Raw genomic sequence first — 20,933 nt, 5'->3', positions numbered from 1 at the left:
GTGTTGACGCGTCGCCCGCCCGCTTCGCTCTATGCCGTCTGTTCCCCGTGAGCCTTCTCTCTCTTGGTGCAAATGGTTACAAAAGGGTGCACTGGGGGTGCTCGGCACACAGGTGTCGCCGATGTGGCGTGTATGTTCCGGGGCCGAGAGCCATGGAAGGGACCGATCCGGTGAACAAGAAGCTCGCTGCCGCACTGTCCGGCGGTGCGGTACTGGTACTGGCGCTGTCCGGCTGCAGCAGCGACGACAAGACGAACGACAAGCTGAACTCCTGGGCCAAGCAGGTCTGTGACTCCGTGCAGCCGCAGATCAGGAAGATCGCGGCGGCCAACGCCTCGATCCAGAAGGAGACCTCGGACGACAGCGCTCCGGCGGACGTTCAGAAGGCCGACTCGCAGGGCTTCCAGGACATCTCCGACGCGTACAAGGCGATGGCCACGGCCATTCAGCGGGCCGGGGCGCCCGACGTCGAGGAAGGCGCCAAGAAGCAGAAGGCCGCCGTCGCCGAGCTGAACCAGCTGTCGACGGCCTACGGCGAGCTGAAGAAGAAGTCGGACGCGCTGAACACCAAGGACCAGGCGAAGTTCGCCGACGGACTCGAAGGGGTCGCCACCGAGCTGGAGAAGCTCAGCAAGACCGGCAGCGACGCGCTGAAGGAGCTGGAGAAGGGCGAGGTGGGCCAGGCGATGGCCGAGCAGCCGAGCTGCAAGTCCGCGACCAGCCCCGGGGTGGTGTCCGCACCGGCTTCCGCGAGCCAGAGCTGAGCGGGGCGCGTCCCGGCCGCGACTGAACGGGCCGGGGCGAACGGACGCCCGGCGCCGGGACGCCCTGCGGCAGACGCTGTGCGGCGGCGCGGCTGCCGACGACACGGGTGTCGGCGGCGCGGTCGGCGGCAGCCCAGCGGCGTCGCCATGCGCGACTACGCTGGGCGGTGTGAGTGACTCCAGGCTGTCTTCCCTGCCCATGCCCTCCGTCGACCGGTCCGATGTCGCTGTGCGGCTTCGTCAGGCGCTGATCGGTGCCGCATTCACCGCCGACGGGCTTCTTGAGCTGCTCGGCGCCTCCGCGTACGCGGCCCTGGCACGCAGTGAGGTCGTGCCGGCGCTCAGGGCGACGCGGGGGGACACGGCACTGGAGGCGCTCGTACGTCTGTTCCTGCTGCAACAGACGGTTCCCCGCGCGCGCGTGGACGGCGTGCTGCCTCTCGACGCGTGCGTCGAGAGTGGCTGGCTCGTTCCCGCCGGTGCGGACGGCGACGGGATCGCCGCCGCCGTCGATGTACGGCCGTACGGCGGACCCGACGGCGAGGACTGGTTCATCGTGTCCGACCTGGGGTGCGCGGTCGGCGGGGCCGGAGGGATCGGAAGCCGGGACGAGGGCGTGGTGCTGGGGGTCGGCGGCGCGTCCACGACCCTGGCCGGGATCACGGTACGGACGGCTGTCGGCTCCGCGCTCGACCTCGGGACCGGCTCCGGCATCCAGGCCCTGCACGCCACGCGGCACGCCACGCGCGTGACCGCCACCGATCTCAACCCGCGCGCGCTGCACATCACGGCGCTCACACTGGCGCTCTCCGGTGCTCTGGCGGTCGATCTGCGACAGGGCTCGCTGTTCGAGCCGGTCCGGGCGGACGAGACGTACGACCTCATCGTGTCCAACCCACCGTTCGTGATCTCCCCCGGTGCCCGGCTGACCTACCGCGACGGCGGGATGGGCGGGGACGATCTGTGCCGCACGCTCGTCGCGCAGTCGGGGGAGCGCCTGAACGAGGGCGGGTTCGCGCAGTTCCTCGCCAACTGGCAGCACGTGGAGGGGGAGGACTGGCAGGAGCGGCTCCGGTCGTGGGTGCCGCGCGGATGCGACGCGTGGATCGTGCAGCGGGAGGTCCAGGACGTCACGCAGTACGCGGAGTTGTGGCTGCGGGACGCGGGCGACCACCGCGATGACGTGGCGGAGTACCGGGCGCGGTACGACGCGTGGCTCGACGAGTTCGAGACGCGGAAGGTCAAGGGCGTCGGGTTCGGGTGGATCACCCTGCGGAAGGCGGCCGCCGCGGACTCCGCACCCTCGATCACCGTCGAGGAATGGCCGCATCCGGTCGAACAACCGCTCGGTGAGGCCGTGCGGCAGCACTTCGCCCGCGTCGACTACCTGCGGTCGAACGACGACGCGGCGCTCCTCGCCGCACACTTCCGGCTGACCACCGAGGTCGTCCAGGAGCAGGTCGGACTGCCCGGCGCCGAGGACCCCGAGCATGTGGTGCTGCGTCAGAACCGGGGCATGCGCCGGGCCACGAAGGTGGACACGGTCGGCGCGGGTTTCGCCGGCGTGTGCGACGGCACGCTCAGCGCGGGACGGATCCTGGACGCCATCGCCCAGCTCGTCGGCGAGGACGCGGTGGCACTGCGCGACCGGACACCCGGCCAGATCCGCCTCCTCGTCGAACAGGGGTTCCTCGAACCGGTCGGGTGAGCCGCCTGCCGCCTGCCGCCTGCCGCCTGCCGCCTGCCGCCTGCCGCCTGCCGCCTGCCGCCACCGCGCCGGGTCCGCGGCCCGATGACGATTTCCGGACCGTCCGGTGACGGTACCGGTACCTCGCGCGGCGCCCTTTCCTGCGACCTGTGGGGCGTATGCACACTCCTGGGGCGCATGTGCTTCTTGTGCCGGAATTGATCGGTAAAAGGGCTCCTGTCAGTGGTGCGTGCGAAGCTATTTTCAAGAGACGGATTCGACGTGTCCTCGGGGGAGGCACGCGCTGTCTCTGGGGGATCGGGGGGTCGCGATGGCTGGGGAGCCGGAGCAGGGCCAGGGCAGGATCATCAACAACCGGTACCGGCTGCTGCGCACCCTGGGCGCGGGCGGCATGGGCCGGGTCTGGCTCGCGTACGACGAGGAGCTGGCCTGCGAGGTCTCCATGAAGGAGATCTCCCTGCCCGACGTCCCGCTCGACGCGACCGAGCCCGCCCAGCGCATCGCACGGGCCCGCAGCGAGGCCCGGCACGCCGCGCGGCTGCGCGGACACCCGCATGTGGCGACGGTCCACGACGTGGTGCTGCACGAGGGCCTGCCGTGGATCGTGATGGAGTACGTGCCGGACGCGATCGACCTCCAGGCGGTCGTACGCCGGCGGGGGCCGCTCGCGCCCGAGCAGGTCGCCCGCATCGGGCTCGCCGTCCTCGACGCCCTCACCGCGGGTCACCGGATCGGCATCCTGCACCGCGATGTGAAACCGGCCAACATCCTGCTGGCCGCCGACGCCTCGGGCGACCTCTACGCCCGCGTGCTGCTCACCGACTACGGCATCGCCCTCCAGCCGGAGTCCCGGGAGCCCCGGCTCACCGCTACCGCCGGCATCCTCGGCACCCCCGGATACCTGGCGCCGGAGCGCGCGCGGGGCGAACCGCCCACCCCGGCCGCCGATCTGTTCTCACTCGGCGCCACGCTGTACGCGGCGGTCGAGGGCCGCGGCCCCTTCGACCGGCACGGCGAGTACGCCACGCTCACGGCCCTCCTCGGGGAGGAGCCCACACCGCCCGTCCGCGCCGGTGAACTGGCCTCCGTCCTGCACGGACTGCTCATCAAGGACCCGGTGCGCAGGCTGTCGCCGGAGGCGGTGGCACGCGGACTGCAGCGGGTGACCGGAGCGGGCGGCGAGTCGGCCCCGCCGGGCTGGGGAGCCACCCCCGCGTCGGCGCCCGGCGCCTTCGGCCCGGCCCCCGGCACTCCCGCGACTCCCGGCACCCCGGGTACGCCCGGCGGACAGGGAAGCGCCGGTGCGCCCCCGGGGTACGCGGCGAGCGCGCCGCCCGGGTACGTGGCCGCCGGTCAGCACGGCCTCGGCGGCACCCCGAACACCCCGGGAGCTCCCCACTCGCCGTACACCCCGAACACCCCGGGAGCTCCCCACTCGCCGTACACCCCGAACACGCCGGGCGCACCCCACACGCCGTACGCACCGCAGACGCCCGGGACCCCGCACACCCCCGGCGCGTCACCCGCCGCGCCGTACACCCCGAACACCCCGGCGGGCGGCCCGGCGTCGTACGACCCGTGGCAGCAGGGGCAGCAGCCGCGGAGTCCCTACGGCGGCCACAACCCGTACGGGGGCGGCGGCCCCACACCCTATGGGGGCGGCGGGGCTGGGCCGCCGGGGAACGCGGGGTTCCCGACCCTCGCGGCCGGGGGACCTCCGCCCGGTGGGGCCAGGCGGAAGCCGCCCGCGGCGACGATCGTCGCGATCGTGGTCGCCGTGCTGCTGGTGGCGGGCGGCGGGACCTGGGCCGCGGTCAAGTTCTCGGGTGACGGGGACACAGGGCGCTCCGACACGTCCAAGGAGCGCGAGCCGCAGCCGGGCTCGGAGTACCCCTACGGCGAGCGGGCGGCCCTCAAGAAGCCGCTGGAGGTGGGGGACTGCGTCAAGGCGGTCTGGACGGGCACGGCGTTCGACTCGGTGCCCGACCTCGGCGTGGTCGACTGCGGCGAGGACTGGCCGGACGGGCAGGTCGTGGCGGTGGAGAGAGCGTCGGATCACGCCGACGCGAAGGCCGGTGGCGCGCGGCGCTGCGCCGTCCAGGCGGACGCGATCGCCGAGGCCCTGCCCGACGCGGGGGTCTACGCGCTCGTCCCGTCGAAGGCGGGCTTCACCACGGCCAAGGGCGGTACGGCATGCCTCGTTCTCGGCAAGCACGTCCCGATCGGCGGCGAGGTGGGCCGGCTCCGTGACGCGGGCATGAACCTGTGGCCCACGCAGATGGCCGTCGGCGACTGCTGGGACTACACGATCAGAAAGGACGAGGGATACGACGCCCCGCTGACCGACTGTGCCGAAGCGCACACCGACCAGGTCGTCGGATCGGTCCAGGCGCCCGCCAACATGACCTTCGACGGCGCCCTCGCCGAAGGCGGAAAGCTGTGCACCAACAGGTTCGAGTCGAGTTGGGCGCCCGGCACCGACCTGATCGTGTCGGGATGGGTGTCCGACAAGGAGGAATGGAAGAAGGGCTTCAGCAAGGTGGTGTGCACGGTGCGCAACGCCGACGTGTCGAGGACGACCGGGAAGATACGCACGCCCGGCTCGGTCTGAGGGCACGGTACGCCTCGCGTTCACCTCGGGTTCGCGCGCCCGCCGCCCGTCCGTGCCAGCCTCCCGTCCCGGGGTGGTCGAGGGGTGGGAGGACGGGACATGGAGAGCGGACCGGCGATCTTCGTGGGAGTGGTGTTCGCCCTGTTCGGGGGCGGGCTGCTGCTGTGGACCGTGACGCGGCTGCGCCGGGGCGAGCCGGTCGCCGAGGGGGTGCGACCCGCGCTGTCGGCGTCGCTCGCGAGCGGCACGGCGGTCACCGCTCTCGTGCTCGCCGCGTGGTGCCTCACTCGCGTCTGAGGAGGCTCGGGGACCGGGGCCGGCGAGCGAGCGGGGTAACCGTGATGTGACGCTCCGCATGCGCCCCGGACGGGCCGCCCCACACGCCGGGCGGCAGGAATGGCGGTAGTCGGGTTACCGTTCGAGTGGCCGTTGCGGGCTTTTCCCGTTTGACACGGGGGCGGGATGTACCGTCACACTCCGCAGCGTCAGCATGACCCGACCCCCGGGCCGGCCGCCGAGCCCCGTGCGCGGCAACGGCCGCCGGGGGTGCCCGCCCCGGGACGCAAGCCTGGGGAGACCCAGCGTCGACCGGAGAGAAGAGCGAAGTTGTCCCCGACCAGCGAGACCGCGAAGGGCGGCCGCCGACTCGTCATCGTCGAGTCGCCTGCCAAGGCGAAGACGATCAAGGGCTATCTCGGCCCCGGCTACATCGTCGAGGCGAGCGTGGGGCACATCCGCGACCTTCCCAACGGTGCCGCGGAGGTGCCCGAGCAGTACACCGGCGAGGTGCGCCGCCTCGGCGTGGACGTCGAGCATGACTTCGCGCCTGTCTACGTGGTCAACGCGGACAAGAAGGCGCAGGTCAGGAAGCTCAAGGATCTCCTGAAGGAGTCCGACGAACTCTTCCTCGCCACCGATGAGGACCGCGAGGGCGAGGCCATCGCCTGGCACCTCCAGGAGGTGCTCAAGCCCAAGGTCCCGGTCAAGCGGATGGTCTTCCACGAGATCACCAAGGCAGCGATCCAGGCCGCCGTCGCCAACCCGCGCGAGCTGAACCAGCGCCTCGTCGACGCCCAGGAGACCCGCCGCATCCTCGACCGCCTCTACGGCTACGAGGTCTCGCCCGTCCTGTGGAAGAAGGTCATGCCGCGGCTGTCGGCGGGCCGCGTCCAGTCCGTGGCGACCCGGCTCGTCGTGGAGCGGGAGCGGGAGCGCATCGCGTTCCGCTCGGCCGAGTACTGGGACCTGACCGGCACCTTCGCCACCGGCCGCGCCGGTGACGCCTCCGACCCGTCGTCCCTCGTCGCCCGGCTGCAGTCCGTCGACGGCCGCCGCGTCGCCCAGGGCCGTGACTTCGACTCGGTCGGGCAGCTCAAGGGCGCGAACGTCCTGCACCTGGACGAGGCGAACGCCCGCGCGCTGGCCGCCGCCCTGGAGAACACCCGGTTCTCGGTCCGGTCCGTCGAGTCCAAGCCCTACCGCCGTTCGCCGTACGCCCCCTTCCGCACGACGACGCTCCAGCAGGAGGCCTCGCGCAAGCTCGGCTTCGGGGCGAAGGCGACGATGCAGGTGGCGCAGAAGCTGTACGAGAACGGCTTCATCACCTATATGCGTACGGACTCCACGACGCTCAGCGACACCGCCGTGGCCGCCGCCCGCGCCCAGGTCACCCAGCTGTACGGCGCCGACTACCTGCCGGCGCAGCCGCGGACGTACGCGGGGAAGGTCAAGAACGCGCAGGAGGCGCACGAGGCGATCCGGCCCTCGGGCGACCGTTTCCGCACGCCCGCCGAGACCGGTCTGACCGGCGACCAGTTCCGGCTCTATGAGCTGATCTGGAAGCGCACGGTCGCCTCCCAGATGAAGGACGCGACGGGCAACAGCGTCACCGTCAAGATCGGCGGCACCGCCTCCGACGGTCGGGACGCCGAGTTCAGCGCCTCGGGCAAGACGATCACCTTCCACGGCTTCCTCAAGGCCTACGTCGAGGGAGCCGACGACCCGAACGCCGAGCTGGACGACCGCGAGCGCAGGCTCCCGCAGGTCAACGAGGGCGACGCGCTCTCCGCCGAGGAGATCACGGTCGACGGGCACGCCACCAAGCCCCCGGCCCGCTACACCGAGGCGTCGCTGGTCAAGGAGCTCGAAGAGCGCGAGATCGGCCGCCCGTCGACGTACGCGTCGATCATCGGCACGATCCTGGACCGGGGCTATGTGTTCAAGAAGGGCACGGCGCTCGTGCCGTCCTTCCTGAGCTTCGCCGTGGTCAACCTCCTGGAGAAGCACTTCGGGCGTCTCGTCGACTACGACTTCACCGCCAAGATGGAGGACGACCTCGACCGCATCGCGCGCGGCGAGGCCCAGGCCGTGCCGTGGCTGAAGCGGTTCTACTTCGGCGAGGGCGCGGGCTCCGGCGGCACGGCGGCCGAGGCCGGCAACGGCGACGGGGACCACCTCGGCGGGCTGAAGGAACTGGTCACCGACCTCGGCGCGATCGACGCCCGCGAGGTGTCGTCGTTCCCCGTCGGCGAGGGCATCGTGCTGCGCGTCGGGCGCTACGGCCCGTACATCGAGCGCGGTGAGAAGGACTCCGAAGGGCACCAGCGGGCGGACGTGCCCGAGGACATGGCCCCCGACGAGCTGAGCATCGAACTCGCCGAGGAACTGCTCGCCAAGCCGAGCGGTGACTTCGAGCTGGGCGCCGACCCCGCGACGGGCCATCAGATCATCGCCCGCGACGGGCGTTACGGCCCGTACGTCACCGAGGTGCTCCCCGAGGGCACCCCGAAGACCGGCAAGAACGCCGTCAAGCCGCGGACGGCCTCGCTGTTCAAGTCGATGTCGCTGGACACGGTGACCCTGGCCGACGCGCTGAAGCTGATGTCGCTGCCGCGCGTGGTCGGCGCCGACGCCGAGGGCCAGGAGATCACCGCGCAGAACGGCCGGTACGGGCCGTATCTGAAGAAGGGCACGGACTCGCGCTCGCTGCAGACCGAGGACCAGCTCTTCACGATCACCCTCGAGGAGGCGCTGGCGATCTACGCCCAGCCCAAGCAGCGCGGGCGGGCCGCCGCCAAGCCGCCGCTGAAGGAGCTGGGCGAGGACCCGGTCAGCGCGAAGCCGGTCGTGGTGAAGGACGGCCGCTTCGGCCCGTACGTCACCGACGGCGAGACCAACGCGACGCTGCGGTCCGGCGACAGCGTGGAGACGATCACCCCCGAGCGCGGGTACGAACTGCTCGCGGAGAAGCGGGCGAAGGGGCCCGCCAAGAAGACGGCGAAGAAGGCACCGGCGAAGAAGACGGCGACCAAGACCGCCGCGAAGAAGGCCGCGCCGGCGAAGAAGACCGCCGCCGCGAAGAAGACGGCGGCTTCCAAGACGGCTGCGGCCAAGAAGGCGGCTCCGGCGAAGAAGGTGGCCGCGAAGAAGGCGACCGCCGGTGGGGACGGCGCCCAGTAGCTCGAGGGTGCGGGTTGTCCGGCGGCCGCGCGTTCGTCGTGGTCGATCGTGCGGTTCCCCGCGCCCCTCGCGGGGCGCCCGTGCTCGGCGGTGGCCGGAAGTCCGCCCTTCGCTTCGCTGAATGTGTGCGTTTCGTGTGACTTGGTTGTGCGCCGTGCGTGCGTTCGGGCGCTGCTTCTGGGTGTCGGTGGGTGCCGATAGGCTGAAAGCATGATGCGAGCCGAGCAGCCTACGGCCCACGACCCGGCCACCGATGACGCCCTGGCAGCCGACTCCAGGGAGCGCGCCGTACGGGCGCTGCTGCGCCGGCCGCAGCTGAAACGGCTGTGGGGCGCACAGCTCGTGGGCGGCGTGGGCGATGTCCTCGCCCTGTTCGTGCTCGTGCTCCTCGCCTTCCAGGCGGCGATCGCCGAGGGTTCGTTCGGCGACGGGTACCGGGGCGTCGCGCTCACCGTGGCCGCCGTCTTCGGCACGCGCGCCCTCGCGACCCTGCTCTTCGGGGCCGTACTCCTCGGTCCGCTCACCTCGCTGACGGCGCAGGAGGGGCCCCTCGACCGCCGCTGGACCATGGTCGGCGCGGACGGGGTGCGGGTCCTGCTGCTGATCGTCGCGCCCCTGTGGATCGACTGGACGCCGGACAACGCGCCTGCGGTGCTGCTGGTCACCGCGTTCGTGGTCGGGGTCGCCGAGCGGTTCTGGACGGTCTGCCGGGAGAGCGCGGCGCCCGCGCTGCTGCCCGCCCCGCCGCTGGAGGGCGCGACCGTACGGCCTCTGCCGGACCACACGGACGCGCTGCGGCGCCTGGCACTGCGGACGACCTTCGTCGCCGTACCGCTCGCGGCCGTCGTCCTCGTCGTCGCGGCGCTGCTCAACAACCTGCTGGGCGCGGGGCTCGACTGGTTCGGGCAGCACCAGGCGGCGCTCGCCTCGTACGTCGCCGCGGGGCTGTTCGCCGCCTCGCTGTCCCTGGTGACCTTCCTCGAACTGCCCAGGACCCGCACCCCGCGTCCGCGGTCACCGCTGGAGGGGCTGCGCCGGCCCCGGACCGGCACCGGTGTGGACAAGGGCCGTACCGGTGCGATCCCGCTCCTGGTGCCGGCCTGCGGTGCGGTCGCCGGTGCGATCGCGGCCGTCGTCGCCGTCGCCGTGCTGCACGCCAAGGACCTGGGCGGCGGGCCGGTGCTGTTCGGGCTGTTCGTCGCCGCGGTGACCGGTGGTGTGGGCGTCGGGATCCGGCGGGCGGCGGCCGTGCTGCCCTCGCTGTCCCGGCGTCGGCTGCTCGCCCTCGCGATCGCCTTCACCGGTGTCGCGCTGCTCGCCGCGGGGCTGACGCCGGACGTCACCAGCGTGGTGCTGATCCTCGGGCTGGCCGGCGTCGGCGCGGGCATCGCCGCGAACACCGGACACACCCTCCTCGACCAGGAGGCCGAGGAATCCCGGCGGGCCCGGACCACCGAGCATCTGCACGCCGTCGTACGGGTGTTCGTGGCGGTGGCGGCGCTCGTGGCGCCGCTGGTCGCCGCCGCGATCGGGCCGCACCGGCTGGAGAGCGGCAAGTTCGTGTTCGCGCACGGGGGCGCGGCGTTCACGCTGATGCTGGTGGGGGCGCTGCTGCTGCCGGTGGCCGCGCTGGTGCTGGCGAAGGTCGACGACCGGTCCGGGGTGCCGCTGCGGCAGGACCTGCGGGACGCGTTGCTGAAGGGCGACGATCCGGTGCAGGCGCCCGCCGACTCGGGCTTCTTCATCGCCCTGGAGGGCGGCGACGGGGCCGGGAAGTCCACCCAGGTCGAGGCTCTCGCGGAGTGGGTCCGGGCCAAGGGGCACGAGGTCGTGGTGACGCGGGAACCGGGGGCCACCCCGGTGGGCAAGCGGCTGCGGTCGATCCTGCTGGACGTGTCGAGCGCCGGGCTGTCGCACCGGGCCGAGGCGCTGCTCTACGCGGCCGACCGCGCCGAGCACGTGGACACGGTGGTGCGGCCCGCGCTGGAGCGGGGCGCCGTCGTCATCTCCGACCGGTACATCGACTCGTCCGTGGCGTACCAGGGGGCCGGGCGTGACCTCTCGCCCACCGAGATCGCCCGGATCTCGCGGTGGGCGACCGATGGGCTCGTGCCGCATCTGACCGTGCTGCTGGACGTGTCGCCCGAGGCCGCGCGCGAGCGGTTCACCGAGGCGCCGGACCGGCTGGAGTCGGAGCCGGCGGAGTTCCACGAGCGGGTGCGTGCGGGGTTCCTGACGCTGGCCGCCGCGGACGCCGGGCGGTATCTGGTCGTCGACGCAGCGCAGGACCCCGAGGCCGTGACCACCGTGGTCCGGGCGCGGCTCGACGTGATGCTGCCGCTGTCCGAGGCCGAGGTGAGGGCCCAGGAGGAGGCCCGGCGCAAGGCCGAGGAGGAAGCGCGGCGCAAGGCCGAGGAAGAGGCAGCGCGCAAGGCCGAGGAGGAGCGGCTGGAGCGGGAGCGCCAGGAGGAACTGGCGCGTCTGCGGGCCGAGGAGGAGGAGCGCAAGCGGCGCGAGCTGGAGGAGGCGCAGCGCCGCGAGGCGGAGCGACAGGCGGAGGAGGCCCGGCAGCGGGCCGAGGAGGCGCGTCGCCGTGCCGAGGAGGAGCAGGCGCGGCTCCTCGCGGAGGAGAAGGCCCGTGCCGCGGAGGAGGAGCGGCGGCGGGTCGAGGAGGAACGGCGCCGCAAGCAGGCCGCGGAGGAACAGCGGCTGCGGGCGGAGGCGGAAGCCCTCCGCCTGGAGAAGCAGCGCAAGGCCGAGGAGGCGCTGCTCCGCGCCGAGGAGGCACGACGGGTGGCCGCCGCGGCGGAGGCCGAGCGCGCCGCTCGGGCCGAGGCGGAACGGGTCGCGGCGGAGCGGGCCGAGGCGGAACGCGCGGCCGAGGCAGAGCGGGAGGCCAGGGCCGAGGCGGAGCGGGCCGCGGCTGCCCGGCGGGCCGCGGAGGCCGAGCGGTCCGGTGGGGGTTCCGGTACGGGGTCCGGTACGGGCTCCGGCGGTGCCTCCGGCAGGGGTTCCGGGAGCGATGACGCGGTCACGGTGGCCACGCCGTTCGTGACGCCGACGAACGCGTCGGGCGGGCCCGTGGACGAGACGGCGGTACTGCCTCCGGTGCGCGGGGACGGTCCGGGTGGGGCCGGTTCGCCGCGGCCGGTCGGGTCTTCGCGTACGGCGGGTTCTGCGGGTTCTGCGGGCGCTGCGGGTTCGTCCGGTGGGGCGGACTCCGAGACGACGGCGAAGCTGCCGAAGCCGCCGGTGCCGCCCTCGGCTGCGGCCGCGGATGACGAGACCGCGGTGCTGCCGCCGGTGCCCTCGGGTGCGGCGGACGAGACGGCTGTGCTGCCGCCGGTGCGGGACGACCGGGTGCCGCCGGGGTACTTCCGGGACGAGCGGCCCGCGCCCGACGGGGCGGAGGGGCGTACGCGCGAGCTTCCGCAGGTCGACGAGGAGGGGGCGCCGCGGCGACGCCCCCGGTCGGACTGGGCCGAGGAGACGCCGCTGGACGATCTGCCCACGCTGGCGGACGAACTGCTCGGGTCGCACGACGAGGACGACACCGACGAGGGACGGGGCTGGCGGCGCCGGCGCCGGTGAGCCGAGCCGACGGGCCCCTGGACCCCGGCCCCGGGTGACGGCGAATCGGGCTGTCGGTGGGGTCGCGCACAATGGGGCGCGAAGCGGTGGCGTAGACGGAGGGCGGTGGGTCATGGCCGTGTGGGACGACCTGGTGGGGCAGGAGCGACTGAGCGCGCAGCTGGACGCCGCCGCCCGGGACGCGGACGCGATCGTCACGGCGGCGACGACGGGCACCGTGCCTCCGGAGGCGTCGAAGATGACGCACGCGTGGCTGTTCACCGGGCCTCCGGGCTCCGGCCGGACGACGGCGGCACGGGCGTTCGCGGCGGCGCTGCAGTGCGTGAGCCCCGACCGGGCTCTCGGGGGGAGCCCCGGGTGCGGGTTCTGCGACGGCTGCCATACGGCACTGGTGGGGACGCACGCCGATGTCAGTACCGTCGCGGCGGTGGGCACGCAGATCCTGGCCGACGACATGCGGGACACGGTGCGGAAGTCGTACACCTCGCCGGCCAACGGGCGCTGGCAGGTGATCCTCGTCGAGGACGCCGAGCGGTTGAACGAGAAGTCGGCGAACGCGGTGCTCAAGGCCGTGGAGGAGCCCGCCCCCCGGACCGTGTGGATGCTGTGCGCGCCCTCGCTGGAGGACGTGCTGCCGACCATTCGCTCGCGGTGCCGGCACGTCGGACTGCTCACCCCGTCGGTGGACGCGGTGGCGGACATGCTCGTGCGGCGGGAGGGCATCGAGCCGGAGGCGGCCGCGGTGGCCGCCCGGGCCACCCAGGGACACATCGAGCGTGCCCGTCGGCTGGCCACGGACCCGAGGGCGAGGGAGCGGCGGGCCGCCGTGCTGAAGCTGCCGTTGCGGGTCGAGGACATCGGAGGGTGCCTCAAGGCCGCGCAGGAGCTGGTGGACGCCGCGTCGGAGGAGTCCAAGCAGCTGGCCGAGGAGGTCGACACCAAGGAGACCGAGGAGCTGAAGGCGGCGCTCGGCGCCTCGCAGGGCGGGCGTATGCCGCGCGGCACGGCGGGGGTGATGAAGGATCTGGAGGACAAGCAGAAGCGGCGGCGTACGCGGGCGCAGCGGGACAGCCTGGATCTCGCGCTGACGGAGCTGACCGGGTTCTACCGGGACGTGCTGGCCCTGCAGTTGGGGTCGCGGGTCGCGCTCGCCAACGTCGAGGTGCGGGACAGCCTGGAGCGGATGGCGCGCGGCGGCACACCGGAGGCGACGCTGCGGCGGATCGACGCGATCGCGGCCTGCCGGGAGGCGCTGGAGAGGAACGTGTCGCCGCTGCTCGCCGTGGAGGCGATGACGATGGCGCTGCGGGCCGGGTGACATCGGGGGCGGGGCTGGGCGTGGCGGCGCGGCGCGCCGGGCCGGGCCGCGTCGACGTGCGTTCGGTTGACTGCGTCACTCGTACGAGGCGCATTCGTTGCCATTCGTGATCAATTGAGCGGTTCTGGTTACCCTCGCGAGATGCACACCAGGCGTACTTCCCGGCCGAACCGGTCCCTGCGGGCCGGCGGCGCGTTGCTCGCTGCCGCCGCGCTGCTCGTCGCGGGCTGCTCCTCCGGCGGTTCCCGTACGGCGGCCACGGTGGCGGACGCGGGGCCGGGCCTCGGCGCGCAGCTCCGGGAGACCCCGCCGCTACCGGCCTCGTACCACCGGCAGAAGCTGCGCTGGCGCGACTGCGAGGTCCCCGGGTTCCAGTGCGCCACGATGAAGGCGCCCCTCGACTACGCGAAGCCGGCCGAGGGCGACGTCAGGCTGGCCGTCTCGCGGCGCAAGGCGACGGGCCCCGGTGAGCGGCTCGGCTCGCTGCTGGTCAACCCCGGCGGGCCGGGCGGCTCGGCGGTCGGGTACGTGCAGGGGTACGCGGGCATCGGCTATCCGGCCGAGGTGCGGGCGCGCTACGACATGGTGGCGGTGGATCCGCGCGGCGTCGCCGGCAGCGAGCCGGTGGAATGCCTCACCGGGCGCCAGATGGACACGTACACGCAGACGGACCTCACCCCGGACAGCAGGGGCGAGACCGGCAAGCTGGTCGCGGCGTACAAGCGGTTCGCGGAAGGCTGCGGGCAGCGGGCGCCGCGGCTGCTGCGGCACGTCTCCACGGTCGAGGCGGCCCGGGACATGGACATCCTGCGGGCCGTGCTGGGCGACGAGAAGCTGACCTATGTGGGCGCCTCGTACGGGACGTTCCTCGGGGCGACGTACGCGGAGCTGTTCCCCGAGCGTGTGGGACGGCTGGTGCTGGACGGCGCGCTCGACCCCTCCCTGCCCGCCCGCCGGCTGAATCAGGAGCAGACGGCCGGGTTCGACACGGCATTCCAGGCGTTCGCGAAGGACTGCGTGGGGCGGAAGGACTGTGTGCTGGGGCGGACGCCGGCGCAGGTCGGCGAGAACCTGCGCGCGTTCTTCGCACGGCTGGACGCACGGCCGCTGCGCACCGGTGACGCCGACGGCCGACGGCTCGGCGAGTCCCTGGCCACGACGGGCGTGATCGCGGCGATGTACGACGAGGGTGCCTGGCCGAGGCTGCGCCAGGCGCTCACCGAGGCGGTCCGAAAGGGGGACGGCGCCGGTCTGCTCGCCCTTTCGGACAGCTACTTCGAGCGCGGCCCCGACGGTACCTACTCCAATCTGATGTTCGCCAACGCGGCCGTGAACTGCCTCGATCTTCCCGCCGCCTACAACAGCCCCGAGGAGGTCGAACGCGCCCTCCCGGAGTTCCGGAAGGCGTCCCCGGTGTTCGGCCGGGCCCTCGCGTGGTCCTCCCTGAACTGTGCGTACTGGCCGGTGCGGGCGACGGGCGGACCGCACCGTATCGAGGCGAAGGGCGCCGCCCCGATCGTCGTCGTCGGCACCACCCGGGACCCGGCCACCCCCTATCGCTGGGCCCGGGGCCTCGCCTCCCAGCTCTCCTCCGCCCGCCTGCTCACCTATGACGGCGACGGCCACACCGCCTACGGCCGAGGCAGCGCCTGCATCGACTCCGCGATCAACGCCTACCTGCTCCGCGGCACGCCCCCCACGGACGGAAAGCGCTGCTCAGCGGCCTGACCACCGGCCACTGCGAGGGCTCGCCCGGGCCTGCCGCGTGGTGCTCCGAGCCCTGGTTCGGAGCACCCGGGAAACTGTGTAGACTTACCGACGTTGCTGATCGCACCATAGTGCGGACAGCGCGCCGCCTTAGCTCAGATGGCCAGAGCAACGCACTCGTAATGCGTAGGTCTCGGGTTCGAATCCCGAAGGCGGCTCCGGCAAAGGCCAGGTCACATAGCCCGTGACCTGGCCTTTTGTGTTGCTCGGGGCATGACGTGTCACACGGCCGGGGTGCCGCGAGATGGCTTGCGTGAGCGATGCGTGAGCGGAGCGGTCAGGCGCCCTACTTCCTGGGCTTCTTCCGCTTGCCCTTCTTCTTGGCCCTGGCCTCGGTTTTCGCCTTGCCTGCCGCCTTCTTGGCGGCCTTGCGGGCCGCCTCCTCCGCCTCGGTCTTGCGCTGCAGCGGAACCAGCTTGGCGGTGGCCTCGGCCGCGTTCTTGCCGACCTGCGGCAGAACGCTCTGGTAAATGTCCCGCGTAATGCGGGTGTCGCTGTGCCCGAGCGTGTCCGACACGATCTTCACGTCGATGCCGGCGGCGAGCATGAGCGTGGCCGCCCCGTGCCGGAGGTCGTGCAGCCGGATCGGCGGGAGCCCGGAGGCGGCGACGAGGCGCTCGAAGAGGTCGGTCACCTTCCCGGGATGGAGCCAGGAGCCGTCTTCCTGGGTGAAGACCATGCCGGTCTCGACCCAGGCCGTTCCCCACTCCTCGCGGTCCGCGTCCTGCTGTTCGCGGTGCCGCTTCAGGACGTTGACGGTGTCGTCGTCGAGCGCGACCACGCGGAAGCCGCTGTCCGTCTTGGGTTCGGAGCTCTCGACCTCCCACCCGTCCTGGACGAGCTGGGCGGAGACAGTCAGGGAGTGGTCATCGAGGTTGGTCTCCGACCAGGGCTGGGCGCATGCCTCGCCCCGCCGCAGGCCGCGGAAGGCGATCAGGTGCCACATCGCGTACAGCCGGTCCTCCGCGAGGAAGTCGAGGAACGCGCCGGTCTGTTCGGGCGTCCAGACCATGACGGGGGAGGGCTTCTCGCCCGTCTGTTCCCACCTGGCGACCCGTGCGTCGGTCCACACCAGCGCCTTCGGCTTGCGCACGGGGTCGAGTTCGACGTGGGCCGCGGGGTTGAAGGTGAGGATCTGCTGGCCGATCGCGTCGTTCAACGCGGACCGCAGCGTGGCCTTGATGCGCAGCCGGGTAGCCGGACCGGTCACACGCCGGAACGGCGGCATGGCATCGATCGCCGTCTTCATCACCTTGCGGTGGGCGCGGTTGTCCAGGCCCTTCCACGGCACGGTGGCCAACTCCTCGACCGCGGCACGGCGCTGGGCGTTCTGCTCCAGGATCTCGGCGTTGGCGTCGGAGATGGCCGTGAACATGTCGCTGAGATGGCTCACGCGCAGGCGGTCGAGGCGGTGGTGGCCGATCCGAGGCTTCAAGTGGAAGCGGATATCGGTCTCGTAGCGGCTGAGTCCCGACTTGCGGATGCGCTTGCCGTCGAGCCACCGGTCGAGCCACTCGCCGACGGTCAGGCGGCCGATCAGGTCCTGACCGGACTTCAGGCGTCGGCGAGTCTCCTCGACATCCGGCAGCGGCGACTTCTCGTCGCCGACCTCCTCCAGCATGGCGGCGATCAGCGCCATGCCCTCGGGGTCGTCGGTGTCGGCGAGGCCGAGCAGCGCGCGTATGTGGTCGAGGTCGGCCTGGGCGGCCTTGAGGGACTCGTAGCCAGCGCGGCTGAAGGAGCGGCGAGTGCCGTCGGCGCGGGGTGGGAGCTCCTGGCGTATGGAGTACGAGCCGTGCCTGCGGCTGGAGAGCTTCGGGCACTGCTTGCCGAGCGGCTTACCGGTGTGTGGGTCGCGGCAGTAGCAGCGGCGGTGGGTGGAACCCTTCAAAGATCATTCTCCTCATCGGTGTTGCCGACGGGTGGGTCGACGTCGGCGAGTTCTGGTGGCAGGCGCGGTGGTGTGCCGCCGTCTTCGTGGATGAAGGCGCGGGCGCTGCGGAGCCGGTACTTGGCTTCCAACGCCCTTTCGGCGTAGTCGGCTTGGGCGAGTGCGGCTTCCTCGCGTTCGGCCTGGTTGGGTGCCGTCTCGGCCTTCCAGCGCTCGTGTTTCTCGCCCTTCAGAGCGGCCAGGGCGGCGCGCTGGTAGCGGACGTGGGCGCGGAAGTTGCGGAGCATGTCGTCTTCCATGCCGAAGTCCTCTCTGTCGCCGGTGAACCAGCGCATGGCATCCCATGTGGGGTCGGAGTGCTGCAGGGGAAGGCGCTGGACTCGGTCGACGTAGCCGACGGGGTAGAGCAGGCAGATGGGGTAGGTCCGCAGGGCTTCGGCGAGGACAAGGACGTCGACCAGGGGCAGGTTGGCGCGGCGGCCGGATTCCATGTTGGCGATCACATTGCGCGGGATCGGATGGCCGATCTCCTCGCAGCGGTCGGCCAGGTCCTGGGCGCTCATGCGCAGCTCCTTCCTGCGTCTGCGGACCTCGGCGGCCACCGTGGCCATCACCTGATCCACCCACTCCGGGACGTCGTCCTCGTCATCTCCAGGATCAAAACCGTGCTGTGTCATGGAGACATATTAGCTTCCCGATGATGGTTAGTGATCGCCTGGAGCCGGACGTGATGCCGCGTTCGCCGAGGGCTCACTCATGGACGGAGCATTTATGCGCGACAATGAGAGCGCGGAGCAGGCCAAGGGCATGACGCGGGAGGAGCTGCTGGCCCTGCCCGCCGCCGTTGACCTGGACACCGGCAACCGGGCGCTGGGCCTGGGGCGGAGCAAGGGTTACGAGCTGGCCAAGCGCGGCCAGTACCCGTGCAAGGTCCTGCGGCTGGGCAAGGCGTACCGCGTCGTGACCGCCGACCTGTTGAACCTGCTCGGCCTGGCCGCATGACCGCCCGAGCCCATAGCAGACGCTTCTGCGCTGAGCTGACACAGAAACGCTGGACTGTGTCGGGGCGTGGACGTACTGTCCGTGTTCCCTCGCCCCGGCCAAGGAAGCGAGAAAGCCCCCGGCGCGCCAACGCCGGAGGCTCCGCACACTCCACTGCCCGCATTCCAACGAACGACCTGCGTGAGTCGGGCCTGCATGCCCGACGTCACCGGATAAGGAGCTGCCCTGTGCAACCTACGACACCCGAGCCGCATTCCACACCCGGCAAAGCCGCATGGCCGACGGTCGCGGTGCCCGGCCGACCCGGCCACGCGCCCGAAGCCGGCCCGGAGGCCGATGAGCGGGCGCCGGATACGGTTCCGGTGGATCAGCCCGCCGAGGAGGCGGTGCCGGACCCGGAGTCGACGTACGGCTCTGAGCTGCTGAACGAACTGCGTGCCCACATAGCCCAGTTCGTTATCCTGCCCTCCCCGCAGGCGCTGGACGCGGTCACGCTGTGGGTGGCGGCGACCCACCTGCAGCCCGCGTGGCAGCACGCCCCGCGCCTGGCGGTGGTGGGGCCGGCGAAGCGGTGCGGCAAGTCACGGCTGCTGGACGTGCTGACCGAGACGGTCCACGAGCCGATGCTCACCATCAACACCACCCCAGCGGCGGTCTTCCGCTCCATCACCGACGAACCGCCCACCCTGCTGGTGGATGAGGCGGACACTATCTTCGGCACGCCGAAGCAGGCGGAGAAGAACGAGGAGATGCGTGGCCTCCTCAACGCAGGCCACCAGCGCAACCGGTATGTCACCCGGGTCGTCGGCAACGACCACACCCCGCACCGGTTCGCCACCTTCGCCATGGCTGCCCTCGCGGGGATCGGCGACCTGCCCGACACGATCATGGACCGGTCGGTCGTCATCCGGATGCGGCGCCGGGCCGAGGGCGAGAGCGTCAAGCCCTTCCGCTCCCGCCGCGACATCCCAGGACTCCACGATCTGCGGGACTGTATCGCCGCCTGGGCTCGGCCGCTGCTGGACGAGGCGGCGGATCTGGAGCCGGACATGCCGGTGGAGGACCGGGCCGCCGACACCTGGGAGCCCTTGATCATCGTCGCCGACCTGGCCGCCGGGTCCTGGCCCCGCCGGGCTCGCGAGGCGTGTGCGGGGATGGTGGCTGCGGAGGTCGAGGCGGAGGAGGACCAGCTCGGCGAGGCCCGGATCCTCGCCGACATCCGCCGGGTCTTCGTCGCCCAGCGCGAGGTCGACAGCCTCTCCACGGACGAGCTGCTGCACCTCCTGCGGCAGAACGCCGAGAGCCCGTGGGCGGAATGGGGGCGCAGCGGGCTGAGCGCCCGCGAACTGGCGGCGATGCTGCGCCGGTACGACATCAAGCCCGGCAACGTCCGTCTCGCCGACGGAACCCAGCGCAAGGGCTACATGCGCAACAAGTTCCTCGACGCCTGGCGGCGCTACTGCCCCACCGTTCACTCAGTGAACGCCGAGCCAGCCCCCTCCTCGGGCTGAGCACCGCCTCCCCCGGTGACCGTCCCAGCCGTCCCTGCCGTGATCCCGCAGGTCAAACGGCATACGACCGGGACGGATACCGGGGGGCAAGACGGCAACGCGATCATGAAGACCGCGCTGCCACCCACCGGACGCTGCCCCGATCCGTCTTGTGCCGTCCCGGGCGTCCTCGCCGTATCGCCGCAGGTCACAGCGCATGCGACCGAGACGGCAAGACGGACCCGATCCGTCCACGGCCACCGAACCGCAGCCCCGCCGCCCGTGCGTGCCCCAGACACGCCAGCGCTGCCGGGACGGGACACCGACCCTCCTGCCGTACCGGCCCTGACCTGCGCTTGCAACGGCCAAGACGGCAAAGACGGACCACGCCACCACCTCAGGAGAACCCCGCTTGACCACCCTCACCACACCCACCCACCAGGACCAGCGCCCTGACGAAGGGCAGCCGATGACGACCAAGCAGGCGGCCGAGCGGTACGCGCTCATCGCGGCGGGAGCCGTCATCGTGGCCCTCACCGCCGGCGGGTTCTGGCTGTCCTACGCACACCTCGCCGAGGTCGCCGGACAGCACGGCCTCAAGAGCTCCCCGGTCCGCCAGTGGGCCTGGCCCGCGACCCTGGACGCCTTCATCGTCGCGGGCGAACTGCTCATGCTCCGCGCGGGCCTGCGCCGGGTGACCGACGGCTGGGCCATCGCCCTCACCGCCACCGGATCGGTCGGCTCCATCGCGCTCAACGTGGCCGGGGTCAACGGCACAGGCAACGCCAGCGCCGTGCCCCTCCTCGACTACGTGGTCGCCGCGGTTCCCCCAACCGCCGCGCTACTGGCCTTCGGCGTCCTGATGCGGCAGATCCACCAACTGGTCGACCACCTGGACGCCGCGCCCGTCCAGGCGCCGGAACCACCGGTCACCGCGCCCGCCAAGCTCGCCGAGCCCGCCGAGCCACGGGCCGAGCCGGTCGGGCTCGCTGAGCGTCTGGCCGCCGGTTCCGTCCAGCCGACCGAACCACCGCCCGAGGTTTCGGAGAGCAAGCCGCGCGGTGGCCGTCCGCCCAAGGCCACGCTCACAGAACTCGTGGCGATCGGCCGGATCGCCCTCGCTGAGCACGGCACACTCAGCCGCTCCCTTCTCCGGAAGGCCGTCAAGGACAGGGACCTGACGATCGGCAGTCAGCGGCAGACCGAGGTGATGGAGATCCTCCGGCCCGAAATCGAAGCCGCCGCCAAGACCGGTCCGAACAGCGGCTGACCGGAAACCCAGGGGGGTGACCGGAACCCCTTCCGGTCACCCCGGCCAGCCGACCACCGCAC

General features: G+C 72.1%; 13 protein-coding genes and 1 tRNA gene. 12 read left to right on the top strand and 2 right to left on the bottom strand.

The annotated features are described in order from the left end of the window. Positions 1–152: 152 nt before the first annotated feature. From ACFU5F_RS23640 to ACFU5F_RS23600, 9 genes are all read left to right on the top strand, one after another. The gene (locus ACFU5F_RS23640; RefSeq protein WP_383890586.1) at positions 153–764 is read left to right on the top strand and encodes a small secreted protein; all 612 of its coding nucleotides are present in this window, start codon (positions 153–155) and stop codon (positions 762–764) included. Between the two features lie 169 nt (positions 765–933). Next, complete coding sequence (locus tag ACFU5F_RS23635) at positions 934–2,472, top strand: methyltransferase (protein ID WP_383890583.1); 1,539 nt, start codon at positions 934–936, stop codon at positions 2,470–2,472. A gap of 310 nt (positions 2,473–2,782) precedes the next feature. Then, a complete protein-coding gene (locus tag ACFU5F_RS23630; RefSeq protein ID WP_383890580.1) occupies positions 2,783–5,083 on the top strand; it encodes a protein kinase in 2,301 nt (766 codons plus the stop codon). 99 nt (positions 5,084–5,182) lie between these two features. Beyond that, entirely contained in the window at positions 5,183–5,380 is a 198-nt protein-coding gene (locus tag ACFU5F_RS23625; protein WP_383890577.1) for a hypothetical protein, read from the top strand. A gap of 309 nt (positions 5,381–5,689) precedes the next feature. Then, on the top strand, positions 5,690–8,542 hold the full coding sequence (gene topA / locus ACFU5F_RS23620) for a type I DNA topoisomerase (RefSeq protein ID WP_383890575.1): 2,853 nt from the start codon (positions 5,690–5,692) through the stop codon (positions 8,540–8,542). A gap of 210 nt (positions 8,543–8,752) precedes the next feature. After that, complete coding sequence (gene tmk, locus ACFU5F_RS23615; RefSeq protein ID WP_383890572.1) at positions 8,753–12,133, top strand: dTMP kinase; 3,381 nt, start codon at positions 8,753–8,755, stop codon at positions 12,131–12,133. 112 nt (positions 12,134–12,245) lie between these two features. Next, positions 12,246–13,451: a DNA polymerase III subunit delta' gene (locus ACFU5F_RS23610; protein WP_383890569.1), complete on the top strand. Its 1,206-nt coding sequence runs from the start codon at positions 12,246–12,248 to the stop codon at positions 13,449–13,451. A 141-nt stretch (positions 13,452–13,592) separates the two neighbouring features. Continuing rightward, the gene (locus ACFU5F_RS23605) at positions 13,593–15,179 is read left to right on the top strand and encodes an alpha/beta hydrolase (protein ID WP_383890566.1); all 1,587 of its coding nucleotides are present in this window, start codon (positions 13,593–13,595) and stop codon (positions 15,177–15,179) included. Between the two features lie 123 nt (positions 15,180–15,302). Next, positions 15,303–15,376, top strand: a tRNA-Thr gene (locus tag ACFU5F_RS23600). Positions 15,377–15,504: 128 nt separating this feature from the next. Here the strand turns inward: ACFU5F_RS23600 and ACFU5F_RS23595 are convergent. Both ACFU5F_RS23595 and ACFU5F_RS23590 read right to left on the bottom strand, forming a co-directional pair. Beyond that, positions 15,505–17,109, bottom strand: a complete 1,605-nt coding sequence (locus ACFU5F_RS23595; protein WP_383890564.1) for a tyrosine-type recombinase/integrase — start codon at positions 17,107–17,109, stop codon at positions 15,505–15,507. Then, complete coding sequence (locus ACFU5F_RS23590; protein ID WP_383890561.1) at positions 17,106–17,786, bottom strand: helix-turn-helix domain-containing protein; 681 nt, start codon at positions 17,784–17,786, stop codon at positions 17,106–17,108. Before ACFU5F_RS23590 ends, ACFU5F_RS23595 begins: the two co-directional genes overlap by 4 nt. A gap of 94 nt (positions 17,787–17,880) precedes the next feature. On the opposite strand from ACFU5F_RS23590, the gene ACFU5F_RS23585 reads away from it, so the two are divergent. From ACFU5F_RS23585 to ACFU5F_RS23575, 3 genes are all read left to right on the top strand, one after another. Then, positions 17,881–18,111: a hypothetical protein gene (locus tag ACFU5F_RS23585; protein ID WP_383890558.1), complete on the top strand. Its 231-nt coding sequence runs from the start codon at positions 17,881–17,883 to the stop codon at positions 18,109–18,111. A gap of 227 nt (positions 18,112–18,338) precedes the next feature. Next, positions 18,339–19,622: a DUF3631 domain-containing protein gene (locus ACFU5F_RS23580; RefSeq protein WP_383890555.1), complete on the top strand. Its 1,284-nt coding sequence runs from the start codon at positions 18,339–18,341 to the stop codon at positions 19,620–19,622. Positions 19,623–20,013: 391 nt separating this feature from the next. Continuing rightward, a complete protein-coding gene (locus ACFU5F_RS23575) occupies positions 20,014–20,871 on the top strand; it encodes a DUF2637 domain-containing protein (protein ID WP_383890553.1) in 858 nt (285 codons plus the stop codon). Positions 20,872–20,933: the final 62 nt, after the last annotated feature.

Origin of the sequence: Streptomyces sp. NPDC057438 (genome assembly GCF_042802995.1) — a bacterium.
Taxonomy (GTDB): domain Bacteria; phylum Actinomycetota; class Actinomycetes; order Streptomycetales; family Streptomycetaceae; genus Streptomyces.
This window is presented reverse-complemented; position numbering and strand designations above follow the sequence as displayed.